Below are 14,933 nucleotides of genomic sequence, written 5' to 3'. Positions count from 1 at the left end.
CGGATCGTAGGTCGTGTCAGTCGCCGTCCCCGTCGTCGTCCTGGGCGGCGTCGCGCAGGGCGATGTCCTCCACGCCGTCCAGCTGCATCAGCGGCGGCACCAGGTCCCGCACCGGCAGCCGGCCCAGGAACCGGATGTCCATGGTGATCGTCGGGCCGGCGGCGCCGGAGCGGCGGTGGCTGCGCTCGATGGTCGAGGCGAACCCGGTCGAGGACGCCAGGGCCAGGATGTCCCGCAGCACGCCGTGGCCGTCCAGATAGGTGACCCGCAGCACCCGCTTGCGGTCGGCGTTCGGCACCCGGCGCATCAGCGGCGCCACGACGTACAGGGTGACCAGGTGCAGGACGGTGAGCAGCACGGCCAGGGACAGCATCCCGGCCCCGCAGGCCATGCCGACGGCGGCGGACTGCCAGATGGTCGCCGCGGTGGTCAGACCACGCACCACGTCGCCGCCCTTGAAGATCACCCCGGCACCGAGGAAGCCGATGCCGCTGACCACCTGCGCCGCGATCCGGGACGGGTCCAGGTTCACCTCCTGCCCCAGCACCAGGGTGAACCCGAAACCGGAGACGATCGTGAACGAGCACGCGCCCAGTCCGACCAGCACGTGGGTGCGGTAGCCGGCACTCTTCTGCCGGGACTGCCGCTCCAGACCGATGAGCGAGCACAGCACGAAGGTCGCCAGCAGCAGCTCGGCCTCGAGCACGCTGCTGTGCGTCACGACCGGGACCAGGCTCACGTCGGGACCGCGCTCCGGCGCCGGCCCGCGACGAGCGCCTCCAGCACCCCCGCGGCACGGGGCGTCCGCAGCTCGACGTTCCGATCCGTCCGGGCGCCCTGCGCCTGCAGACCGCCCACCGACCCGTCGTCGTTGGCGGCGACCTCGCGGTGCAGCGAGGCGAGCTGCTCCACGCCGGTGCCGCCGTCCGGCGCCGCGGGCGCGTCGGAGTCCAGCACCGTGCTGCGCACCGTGATGCCGTGCCCCGGGACGAGGGTGAGCGCCAGCGAGCGGACCTGCACCGGCCACTCGGCGATCGAGCTGGTGGAGACCTCCCAGAAGCCGCCGGCGGGACCCGGCCGCGGCGTCACCCGGTTCACGTGGGTGTGCCCGGACAGCCAGAGCACGACGTTCGGGAACCGGTGCAGCAGCCGCTCCACCTCGGCCGCCAGCCGGAGCCGGCCGCCCCAGGTGCCGTCGCCCGTCCCGTTGGTCAGCGTCGACAGGCCGTGGTGCGAGCAGACCACCACCACCTGGTCCTGGCCCCCGCCGTCGACCTCCCGGCCGTCCGTGCCGGTGTAACGGCTGTGCACCTGCGCCAGGCACCGCTCGAGCCACTCGAACTGCCGCTCGTCGACGCACCCGTCGACGCCGCCGGCCGGGTTGGTGGTGTCCAGCGCGACGACCCGGAGCCCGGGGACGCCGTCCCAGCAGTAGTAGCCGGTGCCGTCGTCGGCGTTCCGCTCGGTGAAGCCGTGCCCCGCCGGCTCGCCGCCGTCCAGGTGGGCGCCGACCCACTCGGCGCGGCTGACCATCCGGCGGTCGGCCGAGGCCGTCACGGGGACCGCCGGGCCGGCGGAGAAGCGGTACGGGTCCTGCAGGTAGCGGTCGAGCGCGTCGTCCCCGGGTTCGGCGCCGGCCGGCAGGGCGACGGGCTTGCGGTCACCGGTGAGGAAGTCGTCGTACCCGGCCGGCGCCGGGACCCGGCCCTGCAGCAGGCAGTCGTGGTTGCCGAAGCAGGCCAGCCAGGGCAGCCCGAGCCCGGTCGCGGTGAACGGTGCCGCGGCCGCGGCCACCGCGCCCGGGTACTGCGGGAAGCCCCGATCGGATCGCCACCGGTCCGTCGACCCGGGCTCCGGGTTCCAGTAGTGCGGGTCCCCGGACGTCGTGGGGTACGGGTCACCGGTGCCGGCGGCGGGCCGCACCGGGCCGCCGTCGAGCAGCGCCAGGTACCGGCGGAGCTCGTCGAGCTGGGCGGAGTCGGTGTTGTCCCCGGTCGAGACCGCGACGTCGGGCGACACGGTGCCGTCGGCCACCGCGCGGCGCACCGTGCGGGCCACCATCTCCAGCGCCTGCTCGAGCAGGAACTCCTGGGGACGGACGGCGGGCAGCATCCGTCGCCACGCCGGCACGCCGGCCAGTCGCTGCAGGAACTCCAGCCGGCTCGGCGACGACAGGTCGGCCAGCTGGAAGTCGGTCAGGTGCAGCAGCTCCGCCACCCGGTCGCCGCCGGCCGGCCAGCCGCCGCCGCCGGCCGGGCACAGATCGTCGCGGACGACGTGCGGCTCGCCGGGCCCGTCCTCGAGCCCTCGGTAGCCGCCCGGGCCGGGCTCCCGCCGGATCAGCGTCCGGCGGGCGGTGTCGCCCCGGCCCGGCCCCGGTCCGGCGGCCGCGTCGGGCACCGCCGCGCCGGGGCGGTCAGCCCGCGACACGGACGCGCTCCTCCCGGGTGATGTCCTCGAGTGTCCGGCCGCGGGTCTCCGGGGCCAGAGAGACGCAGATCAGCAGGCCGGCCAGGCCCACGGCGGCGAAGAACCAGAGCGCGACGTTCGTCCCCCAGGCCGCGACCAGGTTGGGGAACACCACGACGCCGAGGATCGACCCGATCCGGCTGACCGACGTGGCCACGCCCGTGCCGGTGGCCCGGAGGGCGGTCGGGAACAGCTCCGTCGGGTAGACGAAGTTGAGGATGCCGCCGCCGCTGTTGGCGAACAGCACGGCGACGCTGAACAGCGCGATCAGGAAGCCCAGGCTCGGTGAGCTGTTCAGCGCGAGCACCACCAGCGCGACGGTCAGCCCGGCGAACGAGGTGATGATCAGCGGCCGGCGTCCCCAGCCGTCGACGAGGTTCATGCCGACGATCGACCCGACGAGGCCGATCAGGGCGACCGCGCCGGAGCCGACGATGGTCAGCGTCCGCGACCCGTGGGTCAGCGGCGCAAGGATGGTCGGGGTGTAGAGCGAGATGCCGTAGTAGGCCGTCGCGTAGCAGAACCAGAACCCGCAGACGAACAGCGTGCGCCGGCGGGCCGCCCCGACGAACAGCGAGGACACCGGCGGCCTGGCCACCGGCGCGGCCTCGACCATCGTGATGTCGGTGCGCCCGGTGACCGTGCGCAGGACCTCGACGGCCTCCTGGTGCCGGCCCTGGGAGGCCAGCCAGCGCGGCGACTCCGGCAGCGTCATCCGGAAGAGGAACACCACCAGCGCGAACACCGCGCCCACCAGCAGCAGCGCCCGCCAGGCCCAGTCGCCCAGCGGCGCGACCGCCAGACCGACGACGTAGGCCGCCAGTGCACCGACGAACCACATGGCCGCCAAGGACGTGCCGTGCCGCCCGCGGCGCTTGTTGGAGCTGAACTCGGAGACCAGGGTCGCCGAGATCGGGTAGTCGGCGCCGATGCCCACCCCGAGCAGGAACCGGAACAGCACCAGCTGCCAGACGGTCTGCGAGAAGGCGGTGGCCACCGCGAACAGCACGAAGGCCAGCAGGTCGATCACGTACACGGCCTTGCGCCCCAGCCGGTCGGTCAACCGGCCCAGCAAGGTCGCCCCGAGGAACGACCCGGCGATCGCCGCCACCGTGATCAGACTCTTGGTCCCCGCGGTCAGTGGCCACTGCTCCGCGATGAGCGGCAGCGCCACCGCGATGACGGTCAGGTCGTAACCGTCCAGGAAGGTGCCGCCGGCGGACAGCAGCGTCACCTTGCGCTGGAACCGCCGTACCCGCGGGGTGTCCTGGTCGTCGAAGTGCATCCCGATACCTCCTCGTAGGGGACGCCAAGGCACCGTACGGCCGCTCCGACGAAGCCTTAAACGATTTAGGCACCGACCGTAGGACTGCGTCCGGCGCCCGTCAAGGCCCTGCCGTGGATCCGCCGGCTGCCGGCGGCTCTCAGCCCTGGCCGGAGGCGGCGCCGACCAGGCGGCCGGCCTTGAGCTCGGTCTCGGCCCACTCGGCCGCCGGGTCCGAGGCCCAGGTGATCCCCGCGCCCGTCCCGAAGTGCAGCCGCGACGCCGGGCGCGACGGGCCGGCGGTGGTGAAGAAGGTGCGGATGCCCACGGCCAGCCGGGCCGTGGCCCGGTCGCCGTCGACGAAACCCACCGCGCCGCAGTAGGGGCCGCGCGGCACCGGTTCCAGCTCGCGGATCACCTGCAGCGCCGTGTGCTTCGGCGCGCCGCTGACCGACCCGGGCGGGAACGCGGCCTGCAGCAGGTCGGCCCAGCCGGCGCCGGGCCGCAGCTCGGCGGTGACCGTCGAGACCAGGTGCCGCAGGCCGGGGTGGTCCTCGGTGGCGGCCAGCGCGGTCACCCGGACGCTGCCCGGCCTGGCGACCCGCCCGAGGTCGTTGCGGACCAGGTCGGTGATCATCACGTTCTCCGGGAGGTCCTTGGCGGCGAACGGTTCTCCGGGCGGTGCCGTGCCCTTGACCGGGCCGGAGGTCACCCGGTCGCCGGCGCGCTCCAGGAACAGTTCGGGCGAGGCGGTGACGACCCACTCCCCGTCGCCGGTGACGACCAGCCCGGCGAACGGCGCCGGGTTGGCCGCGGCCAGCCGGTGCGCGAGCACCACCGGGTCGGCGTCCGCAGGCAGCGGCGCCGACAGCAGCCGGCAGAGGTTGACCTGGTAGACGTCACCGGCGGCGATCCGCTCGCGGATGCGCTGCACGCCGGCGAGGTAGCCGGCCCGGTCGAGGGAGCTGGTCCACGCCTCCGGCGCCGGTCCGTGCCAGGGCCGGGACGCCGGCGGCACCGGGCCGCGGCCGACCCGGGCGAACCGGTGGCCGGTGACCCGCCCTTCGAAGGTGGCGACGACGGCCCACCATCCGCGGTCGAGCGCCTCCGGGTGCGCCCGCAGGTCGACCGTCTCGACGAGGTCGGTGGCGTACAGCCCGGCGAACGAGGCCAGGGCCGGGCGGAGCACCGCACGAGGGTAGCGGGCCCACCGGCGGCCGTCCGTTCCGCGTTGCGCTCCGCCCGTGCCGATCCGCGCCGGTCGGCGGGCGGGACCCGGGCGCGCGATACCCGGCGTACGGAGCGGCCCGAGCCCACCGCGTGACGGCCGGGCCGGTGCCGGGGCACCGGCCTGGGCAGATCCGGGCGTCTCCGCTCGGAGCGCCTGGTCCGGTCGGCCTGACCAGGTGGGCCGGATCCGTCCCGCGGCCCGGTCCGGCGCAGGAGCCGGACCGGGTCACCGGACGGGCCGGGTCAGCGGACGCCGGTGGTACGGCGGCGGATGGCGCCCCAGATGGCGGTGAGGACGAACAGGACGAGAGCGATGATCGCCAGCCAGAGGAGGCCCTTGATGACGAAGCCGAGGACGGCGAGGACGACCCAGATGACCAGCAGTGCGACGAGGAGACCCATGGGGATCAGTGTGTCACTGCGCTGTCCGAGGCGCGGAGCGGGCCGGCCCGCCGCGCCGGCGGTGTCCGCGGGTCATGCCGTGCCGAGCCGGGCGGTCAGCGCCCCGGCGAACGAGACCAGCGCTGGGAGCGGCGTGTCGCCCGCGTCGGCGGACAGGTTCAGCACGCCGTCGGCGGTCGCCAGGTAGCAGGTCAGGTTGCTCGGTTCCGAGGTGGACCCGCACACGCCGGTCCCTGCCTTGGTGACCGAGCGGGTGACGTTCGTGGCCAGCCCGGCGTACTTCGCGCCGGCCAGGAAGCTGACGATCACCGTGCTGTTGCCGCTGGTGTAGATCGTTCCGGGACCGGACGACCCGGCCGCCGACGTCCAGGCGCCGACCGCGGCGGGCAACGCCTTGGCGGCGCCGGCCTTGATCACCGCGCCGTTCGGCGCGGCCTGGGCCGACCCGGTGGAGCCCGCCGCCGGGCCCGTCGCCGACGAGGTGGCAGCAGTGGCCGACGAGGTCGGCGACGGTGCAGCGGACGTCCCGGTGGACGCCGGCGAGCTCGCCGCCGGCAAGCCAGCGCCGGACGCCGGTGTCGATGCCGGGCCGGCGGCCGAGGATCCGGCCGGCGTCGATCCGGCCGAGGTGCTACCGGCAGCCGACACGCCGGCCGACGACTGCGCGGACGAGGGAGCCGGCGCCGACGAAGGAGCCGCCGACGACGATGCCGCCCCTGACGACGACATGGACGTGGAGGTGGACGTCGAGGCTGCCGGGCCGGGATCGGAGGAGCCGCACCCGGCCGTCAGCGCGATGGCGACGGGAGCGACGAGCACGAGCAGGTGGTGACGGCGCAACGAGAGTCCTTCCGAGACGGTCATGATCGACATCGACCCTAACCCGCCGCCGTGGCCGGCACGGACGGTCCGGCGGCACGTCCCTCGTTCGGAGCCCACCCGCGCAACGCGAACCGGCCGTGCCGGGGCGAATGCGCCCCGGCACGGCCGGTTCTCCGTGCCGACCCGGTGCCGACCCGGTGCCGACCCGGTGACTCAGCCGGCCACGCCGACCGGCAGGTCGGCACCGACGGTCAGCGACGCGGGATCGACGTCGCTGACGTCGACCCGCACGGTGTCGCCGTCGCGCACCCGCCCGGACAGCAGTTCCCGGGCCAGCGGGTCGCCGATCGCCGACTGGATCAGCCGGCGCAGCGGACGGGCACCGTACAGCGGGTCGAAACCGTTCAGCGACAGCCAGTCCCGCGCAGCCGGGGTGACGTGCAGGGTCAGCCGGCGGGCCGCCAGCCGGGCCCCGAGCGCCGCCACCTGGATGTCCACGATGCCTGCCAGGTCCTGGGTCGACAGCGGGTGGAAGAACACCAGGTCGTCGAGCCGGTTGAGGAACTCCGGCTTGAACGAGGCCCGGACCACGGCCATCACCGCGTCCTTGCGCCGCTCGTCGTCCAGGGTCGGGTCCATGATCGCCGAACTGCCCAGGTTGGAGGTCAGGATCAGCACCACGTTGCGGAAGTCGACCGTCCGGCCCTGCCCGTCGGTCAGCCGCCCGTCGTCGAGCACCTGCAGCAGGACGTCGAACACGTCCGGGTGCGCCTTCTCGACCTCGTCCAGCAGCACCACGGTGTACGGACGGCGCCGCACGGCCTCGGTGAGCTGGCCGCCCTCGTTGTAGCCCACGTACCCGGGCGGGGCACCGACGAGCCGGGCCACGCTGTGCTTCTCCGAGTACTCGCTCATGTCGATGCGGACCATCGCCCGGGCGTCGTCGAACAGGAAGTCCGCCAACGCCTTGGCCAGCTCCGTCTTGCCGACACCGGTCGGGCCGAGGAACAGGAACGACCCGGTGGGCCGGTCGGGGTCGGAGATGCCGGCCCTGGCCCGGCGGACGGCGCCGGAGATCACTGTGATCGCGTCCCCTTGGCCGACGACCCGGGTGGCGAGCTCGTCCTCCATGCGCAGCAACTTGGCGGTCTCACCCTCCAGCAACCGGCCGGCCGGGATCCCGGTCCACGCGGCGATGACCGTGGCGATGTCGTCCGGTCCCACCTCCTCGCTGACCATCGGGGCCTGCGTCAGCAGCTGGTCCTCGGTCCGCGAGGCCTCGGCCAGTTCCCGCTCCAGTGCCGGGATGCGGCCGTAGAGCAGCTCGGACGCCGCCGCCAGGTCACCGTCGCGCTGGGCCCGCTCGGCCTGCACCCGGAGCTCGTCGAGCTTCTTCTTCAGCTCGCCGACCCGGTTCAGTCCCTGCTTCTCCTGCTCCCAGCGCGCGGTCAGGGCCGCCAGCTGCTCGCTGCGGTCCGCGAGGTCGCGACGCAGCCGCGACAACCGCTCCTGGGACGCCTCGTCCGACTCCTTGGCCAGCGCCAGCTCTTCCATCTTCAGGCGATCGACGGCGCGCTGCAGTTCATCGATCTCGACGGGCCGCGAGTCGATCTCCATGCGCAGCCGGGACGCCGCCTCGTCGATCAGGTCGATCGCCTTGTCCGGGAGGAACCGGCTGGTGATGTACCGGTCGGACAGCGTCGCCGCGGCGACCAGCGCCGAGTCGGCGATGCGGACACCGTGGTGCGCCTCGTAGCGCTCCTTGATGCCCCGCAGGATGCCGACGGTGTCCTCGACGCTCGGCTCACCGACGAGCACCTGCTGGAACCGCCGCTCCAGCGCGGGGTCCTTCTCGATGTGCTCGCGGTACTCGTCCAGCGTCGTGGCGCCGACCATCCGCAGCTCGCCGCGGGCCAGCATGGGCTTGAGCATGTTGCCCGCGTCCATGGCGCCCTCGCCGGTGGCGCCGGCACCGACCACGGTGTGCAGCTCGTCGATGAAGGTGACGACCTCCCCGTTGCTGCCCTTGATCTCGTCCAGGACGGCCTTGAGCCGCTCCTCGAACTCGCCGCGGTACTTGGCGCCGGCGATCATGGCGCCCAGGTCCAGCGCGATGAGCCGCTTGTTGCGCAGGCTCTCCGGCACGTCGCCGGCGACGATGCGCTGCGCGAGGCCCTCGACGACGGCCGTCTTGCCGACGCCGGGCTCGCCGATCAGCACCGGGTTGTTCTTGGTGCGGCGGGACAGCACCTGGACGACCCGGCGGATCTCGGCGTCCCGGCCGATCACCGGATCGATCCTGCCCTCGCGGGCGCGGGCGGTCAGGTCGACGCCGTACTTCTCCAGTGCCTGGTAGGAGCCCTCGGGGTCGGCGGAGGTGACCTTCCGGTCGCCGCCGCGGACCAGCGGGAACGCCTCGACCAGCGCGTCGGTGGTGGCGCCCAGGCCGGTCAGCAGGTCACCGACGTCGGTGCCCGGCCGAGCGAGCGCGGCCAGCAGGTGCTCGGTGGAGACGAACTCGTCACCGCCGGCGCGCATGATCGACTCGGCGTTCGTCAGCACGTTCGCCACGGCGCGGGACAGCTGCGGCTGGCCGACCGTGGGTCCGCTGGCCGACGGCAGCCGGCCCAGCACGGCCTGCACGCGCGCGGCCACGGTCGCGGCGTCCGCGCCGACCGCCCGGAGCAGGCCCGGCGCGGTCGATCCCTCGGTGGACAGCAGCGCGGCCAGCAGGTGCACCGGCTCGACGGTCGCGTGGCCCGCCTGGGTCGCGCCGGAGATGGCAGCGGCCAGCGTCTCGCGGCTCTTGGTGGTCAGGATGTCCAGGTTCATGCTCGGTGGTCCTCGTGAGGTGTCAACGGGGGGCGACCGGTCCAGACGGCTCGGCCGCTGACTCCAACGCAGGCAAGTTGAGTCTATTCCACTCAACCCTGTCCGTCGACCGTCCCGGTGACGCCCGGAGGGCGCGGCTGATCCTGGGGACCGGTGGCGTCGGTGGAGAGGTCCTGGCGGCGCGGAGCGGGCTCGGTCGACGGACCCGGGTCGCTCGGTCGACGAACCCGGGTCGCGTCGAAGGGACGGGCGCGGCGGGTGCGGACGGGCATGCCCGTCCCGGGTCGCGGGTGGGCGACGGCCACCGGAGAAGCGCCACAGCCGCGACCGCTCGGCTTCGACGGCGCCGGACCAGGGCCCGCCGGGCGGACGACGGCGCCATCGGGCTGCCGTCGCCGTCCGCGGCACCCGGTCGCCGGTAGGCCCCGGCGCCGGGCGGCGCGGGCGGACCGTGCCGATCGCATCCCGGTGGGTTCAGCCGACCCCTCGTCGGCTGATCCGCGGGCGGACCCATTGTGCGAAAGCTCCCCGGCGGCCTGCCAGACGTATGGTGATGCCACTACCGGCAGTACCAGCATCCCGAATGCCGCCGAGGAGGGGGCGCTGCGACCGTGACACCGGGCGATGTCCAGGACCGGTTCCGGCGCGAGGAGCTGGGACGGTTCCTGCGCACCCGCCGGTCCGCCATCGACCCGGCCGACCGCGGCCTGGCCGTGGGCGGGCGGCGCCGGGCCCGCGGCCTGCTCCGGGAGGAGGTCGCGCAGCTGGCCGGCCTCAGCGCCACCTGGTACACGTTCCTCGAGCAGGGCCGGGACATCCGTCCGTCGGCCGGGACGCTGGACCAGATCGCCACGGTGCTGGCGCTGTCCCCGGACGAGCGCCGGTTCCTGCATGCCATGGCCTCCGGACGGGCGGTGCCGGCCCAGGCGGAGGACGGCCCCCGGGCCGACCTGGTGCCGTCGATCGCGGAGTCGCTGCGTCAGTCGCCGCACCCGTTCTACGCGAGCAACCTCTCCGGTGACGTGCTGGCGTGGAACGACGCCGCGGCCGAGTGGTTCACCGACTTCGGCGCCCTGCCCGGTCGGCGCAGCCTGGTGCGCTGGCTGCTCACCGAGCCCGAGGCCCGCGAGCGGCTGGTCGACTGGGCGGACCACGTGCGGGACACGGTCGCGCGGATGCGGGTGGTCTTCGCCGACCGGCCCGACGACGACCGGCTCCGCGCCGCCGTCCTGGAGCTCCGGGAGAGCAGCCCGGACTTCGTCCGCTGGTGGGACGAGCAGCGGGTGCTGGAGAACCGGAGCTGGCTGCGGCGGATGCGCCACCCGGTCCACGGCCGGCGCGACTTCCGGGTCACCGTGCTGCGCGCCGTGGACGACAACTCGACCTCGTACCTGCTGCACGTCCCGGTCACCGGCACCGACCTGCCGGCCGACGGCTGACCGCACCGGGCCGGCCGGCCGGTCAGCCCGTGGCGACCTGCCGGGCCAGCGGCCCCAGTCCCATCGGGCCCAGCGCCAGCAGACCGTCGTGGAAGGCGCGCCGGTCGAAACCGGGGCGACGCTCGGCGTCGGACCGGATCGCCCCGATCAGCCGCGCACCCACCCGGAACGCCAACGCCTGGCCGGGCCACCCGAGGTAGCGCTCCACCTCGAACCGGGCCGTCGACGGGTCCACCCCGGCGGCGCGGTGCAGCAGGTCCGCGCCGACCTCGGGCGTCCAGCGCCCGGCGTCGGTCAGCCCGGTCCCCGCGGGGATCGGCAGGTCGAGGTGCAGGCCGATGTCGACGACGATCCGGGCCGCCCGCCACAGCTGCGCGTCGAGCACCCCGAGCAGCTCCGCGTCGTCGCGGACCAGCCCGAGCTCGACGGCGAGCTGTTCGGCGTAGTGCGCCCAGCCCTCGGCATAGCCGTGCACGTGGCACAGGTGGCGCTGCCACGGGTGCAGGTCGGCGAGGCCCGCGGTGACGGCGTGCTGCAGGTGGTGCCCGGGCAACCCCTCGTGGTGCACCGTGCTCACCTCGCGCCACGTCGGCACCGACGCGGTGCCGGGCGGCACGGACCACCAGACGCGCCCCGGCCGCGTGCCCGCGGGATCCGCCGGCGTGTAGTAGAGGACGCCGGACCCGGCGGTGACCATGCGCGCCTCGACGGGTGCGGGGGCGCCGGAGAAGTGGTGTCCCCAGAGCTGGTCCGCCGCGGCGTCCAGCCGTCCCTGCAGCCAGTCGACCAGCGCGGCACCGACCGGCACGCGGCCCTGCTGGCGGGCGTCCAGCGCCTCGCGCGCCGCCGGCAGGTCGGCCGACCCGGTCAGCGACCCGGCGAGCGCCCGGGCCTGCGCGCCCAGCCGGGCCAGCTCCGCCCAGCCGTACCGGTAGAGCTCGTCCGGGTCGGCCTCCGTGCCCAGGAAGGCGGCGCTGGTGACGGCGTAGCGCTCGCGCCCGACGCCGTCCCGGGGGTCCGCCGACGGGGCCAGCTCGCGCTCGAGCAGATCGGCGAAGCCGTCGGCGGCGGCGGACACCTGCTCGGCGGCGTCGACCAGTTCGCGCTCCAGCGCCGGGGCGACCTCCGCACCGGCCACCAGACCTCGGTAGTAGTCGATGCCCGCGGGGTCGGTCCACGACCGGACGGCGGCGGCGACCCCCCGGACCTGGCGGGCCGCCGGTGGCCGGAACCTCGCGGCGGACCACCGCAGGGTGGTGCCCCAGTCCCGGTAGCCGGCCGCCGCCGCGCGCAGGTTGACGGCCACCCGCTCCCAGTCGGCCGTGCCGGCGGTCGGCAGGTTGTCGAACAGCTGCCGCAGCAGGTGCGCCGGGGTGGCCAGCGGGGCCAGCAACCCGGTCGTGAAACCGCTGTCGTGGAGGGCGGCGTCGGACCCGAGACGCTCGGTCATCGCGGCCCGCAGCGCGTCCGGCGGTCCGGCGTCCGAAAGTGCCTGCAGGGCGGCCAGCGTGGCGCCGTCCAGGGCACGCCGCCGCTCCCAGCCGTCCGGGGACAGGTCGGGGACGAGCACCTCGGGGTCGGCACCGAGCACCTGGGCGGCGGCGGGGTCCAGCCGGGCGAGAGCCCGCACGTGCTCGTCGGCCACCGCCCGGGTGGCGGCGACGCCCGAGCCGGCCGGGCCGGTCGCGCCGGTCACCGGGCGTCCCCGGCGGTGGACCGCAGCGCCGGCAGCACCGCGCGGCCGAGCAGTTCGATCCCGCCGTCGTCGGTCAGCCCGTGCGGGGTGCCGAACTCGATGCGCCCGGCTCCGGCAGCGGCCAGCGCGGTGCACTGCTCGACGATGTCGGCCGGCGTCCCGGCGAACGCGAAGCGCCGCAGCAGGTCCGTGTCGATGACCGCGCCCGCCCCGTCCGCGTCGCCGTCCCGCAACCGGGACCGCAACCGCGCCAGCAGGTCCGGGTCGACCTCCAGCGTGCGGTCCAGTTCCGCCACCACGTCCAGGTACATGGCCACCTCCCGGCGGGCGCGGCGCAGCGCGGCCCCGCGGTCGAGGTCGACGACGGTCACCGCGCCGGCGACGACGCCAGGGGCGTCCGGCCGCCCGGCGGCGGCCGCGGCCCCGGTGAGCCAGCTGTGCATCAGCGCCACCATGTCGGGATTGGTGCAGCCGCCGAGCTTGACCTCGTCGGCGTGCAGCGCCGCGAGCCGCGCGGTCGTCGGGCTCCAGGTGCCGACCAGCAGCGGCGGCATCCGGTCGGGCAGCGGGTAGGCCAGCCGGAAACCCGGTGCCAGCGTGTAGATCTCGCCGTGGTAGCCCTGGTCGTCACCGCCCAGCAGCCGGGTGAGCACGCCGATGCACTCGGCCAGCCGGCGCACCGGCCGGTCGGTGGCCACGCCGATGCGATCGAGCCAGCTGCCGCGGACCAGGCCCAGGTAGGCGCGGCCGGGCGCGGCGTCGTGCAGGGCGGCGAGCTGCCCGGCGATCTCCACGGGGTGCAGCAGCGCGGGGCTCCAGCCGGCCACACCGAGCCGGATCCGCCGGGTCGCCCCCGCCACCGCCAGCAGCGCGGGCAGCGGCGGCTGGTACCCCAGATCGGCGAAGACGCTGAGCCCGTCGAACCCCAGCGTCTCGACGGCCGCGCCGAGCCGGGCGTACGCCGCGGGCGTCTTGTCCGTCTGCAGCGCGACGGACACCCGGAGCCCGGTATCGGCAGGGGCCGTCACGTCAGGTCGCCGGTGCGGTAGCGGCGCAGCGGGCCGCGGTCGATGCGCAGCACCACCCGCTCGTCCGGGTCCGGGCAGGCCACCTCGGTGTCCCGGTCGAGCCAGTCCTGGGCCGGGAGCCGGCGCTGCTTGGCGGGCAGCAGGGGCAGCACCGCGGCGAGCGCGTAGAGGCAGAAATGATGCCCCGCCGGAATGGTGAGCCGGTTGGAACCGGTGACCTCGCACCGGTCGCCGGGCTCCAGCCCGCACACGCTGCGACCCTCGATGCGGTCCACCACCACGGCGAGGTCGTACAGCTCGGTCACCGCATCCGTCCCGGCGGACTCGTCGGCACCGCTGCTCCCGCCCGGCACGCCCTCGGGCTGCGAGCCGGCGTCCGGTGCCGCGCGACCCGCCTCCGGAGCGGTCATGCCGCGACCGCGCGGGCAGCGAGATGCCGGTCGTCGCGCACGATGTCGCCGTTCTTGAGCACGGCGTGCAGGCCGCGCAGGGCCGACACGTCCGCGGCGGGGTCACCGTCGAGCACCAAGAGGTCCGCACGGGCGCCCGGCACCAGCGACCCGAGCTCGTCCGGCGTCCCCAGGTAGCGCGCCGCCTCGCTGGTGGCGGCGGCGAAGACCGCGGCGTCCGACATGCCGGCCTCGACCATGAACTCCATCTCGCGGACGGTGGCGGTGGTGCCGTCGAACGGGGCGAACGGCGGCATGTCGCTGCCCATCGCGATCGGGACGCCGGACGCGATGGCGTTCTGCAGGCTCTGCCAATGGTCGGGCCCGGCCGCCAGCGCCCGCTCCTTCATCCACCGCGGGACCCGGTGGAGGTCGAAGAACTCCTCGCAGCGGGAGACGGTGATCGTCGGGACGTACCAGACGCCGTGCTCGGCCAGCAGGTCGGTGGTCGCCCGGTCCATCCGGTAGCCGTGCTCGACGCCGTCGAGCCCGAGGCGGACCGCCCGCTGGATGGCGTCGGCGGGCCCGGCGTGCGCGGTGACCAGGCGTCCCCAGTCGTGGGCCACCGAGAGCACGGCCGCCATCTCCTCGTCGGTCAGCTGCGGGGTGTCGATGGCCTCGTGCTCGCCGGCGATGCCGCCCGAGATGCACACCTTGATCAGGTCCGCGCCGGCCCGCAGCTGCTCGCGGGTGGCGCGCCGGAAGCCGTCGGCCCCGTCGGCCTCCATCCCGTCGGCGTCGTGGCCGTGGCCGCCCGTGCAGCACAGCGCATGCCCGGCCGTGACCAGGTGCGGCCCGGGGACGGCGCCGGTGTCGATGGCCCGCCGCAGAGCCATGTCGGCGTAGCGGCTCTCGCCGACCAGCCGGGCGGTGGTCACGCCGGCGTGCAGCGTGCGCCGGGCCGCGTCGGCCATGAGCAGCACCAGCTCGGCGAGGTTCGCGGCGTGCAGGGCGTCGGCCATCGGTCCGGGCAGGCCCAGGCCGAGGTGGACGTGCATGTTCACCAGCCCGGGGGCGAGGACGGCGCCGTCCAGGTCGACCACGGTCGCCGGGCCGGCCTCGCGCGCCTGGTCGAGCACCCGGTCCGCGGACCCCACCGCGGCGATGCGGCCGCCGGTCACCCACACGGCGTCCGCCTGCGCGTCCGCGCCCGGTGCCGCCCCGCCCGCGAGCCGGGCCCCCCGCCAGACGGTGGACGGAGCTGCGCCGTCGGCGGATCCGGCCGTGGGGGTCGCGTGCACGCGACCACTGTCGCACGGGCCCCGCAGGTGCCGGCCCCGGCGCGGTGCGGTACCAACGGGG

At 75.1% G+C, this 14,933-nt stretch carries 13 protein-coding genes; 2 read left to right on the top strand and 11 right to left on the bottom strand.

The annotated features are described in order from the left end of the window. Nucleotides 1-16 precede the first annotated feature (16 nt). The 6 genes from IEY37_RS15020 to IEY37_RS14995 form a co-directional block, all read right to left on the bottom strand. Nucleotides 17-739, bottom strand: coding sequence for an MgtC/SapB family protein (locus tag IEY37_RS15020; protein ID WP_188942965.1), 723 nt, complete (start codon nucleotides 737-739; stop codon nucleotides 17-19). Further along, the gene (locus IEY37_RS15015; RefSeq protein ID WP_188942963.1) at nucleotides 736-2,430 is read right to left on the bottom strand and encodes a metallophosphoesterase; all 1,695 of its coding nucleotides are present in this window, start codon (nucleotides 2,428-2,430) and stop codon (nucleotides 736-738) included. Before IEY37_RS15015 ends, IEY37_RS15020 begins: the two co-directional genes overlap by 4 nt. Next, the gene (locus IEY37_RS15010) at nucleotides 2,417-3,754 is read right to left on the bottom strand and encodes an MFS transporter (protein WP_188942961.1); all 1,338 of its coding nucleotides are present in this window, start codon (nucleotides 3,752-3,754) and stop codon (nucleotides 2,417-2,419) included. Before IEY37_RS15010 ends, IEY37_RS15015 begins: the two co-directional genes overlap by 14 nt. Nucleotides 3,755-3,893: 139 nt before the next feature. Next, nucleotides 3,894-4,922, bottom strand: coding sequence for a chorismate-binding protein (locus tag IEY37_RS15005; protein ID WP_229674472.1), 1,029 nt, complete (start codon nucleotides 4,920-4,922; stop codon nucleotides 3,894-3,896). A gap of 284 nt (nucleotides 4,923-5,206) precedes the next feature. Further along, nucleotides 5,207-5,365 (bottom strand): hypothetical protein, encoded by a 159-nt coding sequence (locus tag IEY37_RS15000; protein WP_188942959.1) that lies wholly within the window; start codon nucleotides 5,363-5,365, stop codon nucleotides 5,207-5,209. A 72-nt stretch (nucleotides 5,366-5,437) separates the two neighbouring features. Continuing rightward, complete coding sequence (locus tag IEY37_RS14995) at nucleotides 5,438-5,782, bottom strand: hypothetical protein (protein ID WP_188942957.1); 345 nt, start codon at nucleotides 5,780-5,782, stop codon at nucleotides 5,438-5,440. Here IEY37_RS14995 and IEY37_RS14990 point away from each other — a divergent pair. Continuing rightward, on the top strand, nucleotides 5,775-6,197 hold the full coding sequence (locus tag IEY37_RS14990; protein ID WP_188942955.1) for a hypothetical protein: 423 nt from the start codon (nucleotides 5,775-5,777) through the stop codon (nucleotides 6,195-6,197). The genes IEY37_RS14995 and IEY37_RS14990 overlap by 8 nt on opposite strands. A gap of 203 nt (nucleotides 6,198-6,400) precedes the next feature. Here IEY37_RS14990 and clpB read toward each other — a convergent pair whose 3' ends face one another. Then, entirely contained in the window at nucleotides 6,401-9,019 is a 2,619-nt protein-coding gene (clpB, locus tag IEY37_RS14985; protein ID WP_188942953.1) for an ATP-dependent chaperone ClpB, read from the bottom strand. A gap of 611 nt (nucleotides 9,020-9,630) precedes the next feature. Between clpB and IEY37_RS14980 the strand changes: the two genes are divergently transcribed. Further along, nucleotides 9,631-10,458 (top strand): helix-turn-helix transcriptional regulator, encoded by an 828-nt coding sequence (locus IEY37_RS14980; protein ID WP_188942951.1) that lies wholly within the window; start codon nucleotides 9,631-9,633, stop codon nucleotides 10,456-10,458. A gap of 22 nt (nucleotides 10,459-10,480) precedes the next feature. On the opposite strand, the gene IEY37_RS14975 is transcribed toward IEY37_RS14980, so the two are convergent. From IEY37_RS14975 to IEY37_RS14960, 4 genes are read right to left on the bottom strand one after another with little or no spacing between them, the layout of a single operon-like run. Further along, entirely contained in the window at nucleotides 10,481-12,154 is a 1,674-nt protein-coding gene (locus tag IEY37_RS14975) for a DUF885 domain-containing protein (RefSeq protein WP_188942949.1), read from the bottom strand. Then, nucleotides 12,151-13,152, bottom strand: a complete 1,002-nt coding sequence (locus tag IEY37_RS14970) for an LLM class flavin-dependent oxidoreductase (protein ID WP_229674471.1) — start codon at nucleotides 13,150-13,152, stop codon at nucleotides 12,151-12,153. The genes IEY37_RS14975 and IEY37_RS14970 overlap by 4 nt, the downstream gene beginning before the upstream one ends. 26 nt (nucleotides 13,153-13,178) lie before the next feature. Then, on the bottom strand, nucleotides 13,179-13,592 hold the full coding sequence (locus IEY37_RS14965) for a TIGR04076 family protein (protein ID WP_188942945.1): 414 nt from the start codon (nucleotides 13,590-13,592) through the stop codon (nucleotides 13,179-13,181). Beyond that, nucleotides 13,589-14,872: an amidohydrolase family protein gene (locus IEY37_RS14960; RefSeq protein WP_229674470.1), complete on the bottom strand. Its 1,284-nt coding sequence runs from the start codon at nucleotides 14,870-14,872 to the stop codon at nucleotides 13,589-13,591. The genes IEY37_RS14965 and IEY37_RS14960 overlap by 4 nt, the downstream gene beginning before the upstream one ends. Nucleotides 14,873-14,933: the final 61 nt, after the last annotated feature.

The organism is Nakamurella endophytica, assembly GCF_014646215.1.
GTDB lineage: Bacteria > Actinomycetota > Actinomycetes > Mycobacteriales > Nakamurellaceae > Nakamurella > Nakamurella endophytica.
The sequence above is the reverse complement of the archived record's forward strand: the minus strand, read 5'-3'. Positions and strand labels throughout refer to the sequence as shown.

Excerpts from the sequence above, each read along its gene's own strand:
- IEY37_RS15010 (WP_188942961.1), bottom strand. The coding sequence starts at position 3,754 with ATGCACTTCGACGACCAGGACACCCCGCGGGTACGGCGGTTCCAGCGC.
- clpB (WP_188942953.1), bottom strand. The coding sequence starts at position 9,019 with ATGAACCTGGACATCCTGACCACCAAGAGCCGCGAGACGCTGGCCGCT.
- IEY37_RS15000 (WP_188942959.1), bottom strand. The coding sequence starts at position 5,365 with ATGGGTCTCCTCGTCGCACTGCTGGTCATCTGGGTCGTCCTCGCCGTC.
- IEY37_RS14965 (WP_188942945.1), bottom strand. The coding sequence starts at position 13,592 with ATGACCGCTCCGGAGGCGGGTCGCGCGGCACCGGACGCCGGCTCGCAG.